Source organism: Metabacillus arenae (genome assembly GCF_014773385.1).
GTDB classification, from domain to species: Bacteria; Bacillota; Bacilli; order Bacillales; family Bacillaceae; genus Metabacillus_D; species Metabacillus_D arenae.
Genome location: NZ_JACXAI010000085.1, coordinates 1 through 1,243 on the forward strand (window position 1 = coordinate 1; position 1,243 = coordinate 1,243).

Annotated in this window: 2 protein-coding genes; both read left to right on the forward strand. The window is 41.2% G+C overall.

Features of this window, described 5'->3' with window-relative positions; translation table 11 throughout:
• Positions 1-358 (forward strand): TOBE domain-containing protein (locus tag IC621_RS26245; protein WP_191162979.1); only part of this gene is annotated, 358 nt, incomplete at its 5' end.
• Positions 359-653: 295 nt separating this feature from the next.
• Positions 654-1,243: ABC transporter ATP-binding protein (locus IC621_RS26250; protein ID WP_191162980.1), on the forward strand; the 590-nt coding region annotated here is incomplete at its 3' end.

Here is a 1,243-nt window from a genome sequence, read left to right on the forward strand (position 1 = left end):
CGCTATTGGTGAAGTTTCTGTTGATGTCCCAGAAGGAAAAATGAAATTCCTTCGTGAACAAGGCTATGTGAACAAAGAATTAATTTTAGGAATCCGCCCGGAGGATTTCCACGATGAGCCGGTGTTCATTGATTCCTCCAGAGGAACAAAAGTAGATGCCACAATTGAGGTAGCTGAATTAATGGGAGCAGAAACAATGCTTTATTCTCAGGTTGCCGGTCAGGAATTTGTGGCACGTGTCGACTCTCGTACTGATATTCAACCAGGACAAAAGCTTGAATTGGCTCTAGACATGAACAAAGCACACTTCTTCGATCAAGAAACTGAACAGCGCATTCGTCCAGTTGGCGAAAAATAAGAATAACGGTGGACTAGACTAACCTGCCCTCATTAACGGGGGCGGGTTTTTTGGTTTTTAAGATTTGAAGGATATATATTGTAAAAAATTTACACCAATAAAAACCAGAATATTTTAAAACAAACCGACAATTGAAATCAAGCATGTAATGATACCGTGCTGCATCGCAACGTTCACAATGATGCCCAAAAGCAACCGCACTTTTTTGTGCACTATGTCCATTTATTTCTTCAACAACTATCATTTATAATCAAAATATTCAAATAATTTTCGTTCTACTAAGGAGGAATACCGAATGGCTGAATTAAAATTGGATCATATTTATAAGGTGTATGATAACAAAGTAACAGCGGTCGAGGATTTTAACCTTCATATTGATGACAAGGAATTTATTGTATTTGTTGGACCTTCAGGGTGCGGGAAGTCTACTACTCTTCGCATGATCGCAGGTCTCGAGGAAATTTCTCAAGGGGACTTCGTAATTGATGGTAAACGGATGAATGATGTAGCACCGAAAGACCGTGATATCGCGATGGTATTCCAGAACTATGCACTTTATCCGCATATGAATGTATATGATAACATGGCATTCGGTTTAAAGCTTCGGAAATTTCCTAAGGACGAAATTGAGCGCCGCGTAAAAGACGCAGCACGTATTCTTGGTCTTGAACAATACTTAGACCGCAAACCAAAAGCCTTGTCAGGCGGACAACGCCAGCGTGTAGCTCTAGGCCGGGCCATTGTTCGGGATGCAAAAGTTTTCTTAATGGATGAGCCGTTATCAAATTGGGATGCAAAGCTGCGCGTTCAAATGCGCGCTGAAATCTCCAAGCTGCATCAGCGCCTGCAAACGACAACGATCTATGTAACACATGATCAAACAGA